The sequence below is a fragment of the Nocardia sp. NPDC005745 genome (assembly GCF_040630775.1).
Classification (GTDB): domain Bacteria; phylum Actinomycetota; class Actinomycetes; order Mycobacteriales; family Mycobacteriaceae; genus Nocardia.
The window spans coordinates 1-1,452 of record NZ_JBEXYF010000095.1 but is presented as its reverse complement, the minus strand read 5'-3'; the positions used below and the strand labels follow the sequence as shown (position 1 = coordinate 1,452).

The window sequence follows — 1,452 nt, the reverse complement described above, 5'->3', positions numbered from 1 at the left end:
TCCCTAAGGTTGTGGGTGTCTGGGGTTGGTGCCCCGGATGCCCGGGACGGTGGGGTGTAGCTGATGGTTTGTTGCCTCTGGTGAGGCTCGAGAGGACTGGCTGCCCCACTGTTCTGGACGCTCCGGCCGCTGATTGAGAGCTGTTGCGGACCGTCGCTGGTTAGGGATCTGACGGCGGGGCTGTCCGCGGGCTGCGACAGCGACAGCGGGAGCGAGTGGGTGGCAGAACGCCCGGAAGTCTGGATCGGTATCGACGTTGGTAAGCAGGCGCATCATGTGTGCGCGGTGGACGACACCGGCAAGCGGCTTTTCAGTCAGAAACTGGCCAACGATCAGGCCGCGATCGAGCAGCTGGTGGTTCGGGTCCGCGGTCTGTCTGAGCGGGTGAAGTGGGCGATCGATCTGACCAGCCCGATGGCGTCGCTGCTGATCACTGTGCTGCTCACCGTCGACGGGGATGTCACCTATGTGCCCGGCCGGGTCGTGAACATGATGACCCACGGGTTCCGCGGCGAAGGCAAGACCGACGCCAAAGACGCCCGGGTGATCGCCGAAACCGCCCGGATGCGTGGCGATTTCACGCAGGTCCGAATGCCTGACGAGCTGATAGCCGGCTTGAAAGCCCTGACCAGTTATCGCGCCGACCTGATGGACGACTGGGTCGCCGGGGTCAACCGGTTGCGTGCTCTGCTGGGGTCGATCTTCCCGGCGCTGGAAGCCGCGTTCGATTACTCGAAACGCACACCGCTGATCCTGGTCGCCGGCCTGTGCACCCCCGCCGAGATCCGTACTGCCGGGATCGGCGGTGTCGCAGCGTATTTGACGGAGAACAAGGCGTGGGGGCCGATGATCACCAAGGCCGCCGCGACGGCGGTCACTGCCGCGCAAGCGCAAACGCTGTCGCTGCCCGGGGAGGCCGACGCGGCGATGCTGGTCAAGCGCCAAGCCCGCAAGCTGCTCGATCTCGATCGCGAGATCAAGGACACCGACAAGCTGATCACGGCCCGGTTCCGGCAGCATCCGTGGGCGAGGATCATCGAATCGATGCCCGGCATGGGACCTGGCCTCGGCGCGGACTTCCTCGTCGAAACCGGCGGTGATCTGGCCACCTTCGCTTCCGCGGGCCGACTGGCGTCCTACGCCGGGCTGGTTCCCGTGCCCCGTGATTCGGGCAGGGTCAGCGGGAACTTCCACAGGCCCAAGCGCTACAACCGCCGGATGCGGCGGGTGTTCTACATGGCGGCCTTGTCCAGCCTGAAACACACACACGGGCCGTCGCGGCGGTTCTACGACCGCAAACGCGGCGAGCGGCTCATCCATACCCAAGCCCTCCTAGCGCTGGCCCGGCGCCTGGTCGACGTCCTGTGGGCACTGCTGCGTGACGGTCGGGAATTCACCAACGCCACGCCGTCCCCCGCAGGGCTGGTGGCTTGACACGGTCATTGAGAGTCC

At 66.0% G+C, this 1,452-nt stretch carries 1 protein-coding gene; it reads left to right on the top strand.

Annotation, left to right across the window (positions count from 1 at the left end; all coding sequences use genetic code 11):
- Nucleotides 1-219: 219 nt before the first annotated feature.
- A complete protein-coding gene (locus ABZ420_RS35980; RefSeq protein ID WP_357132682.1) occupies nucleotides 220-1,434 on the top strand; it encodes an IS110 family transposase in 1,215 nt (404 codons plus the stop codon).
- Nucleotides 1,435-1,452 lie beyond the last annotated feature (18 nt).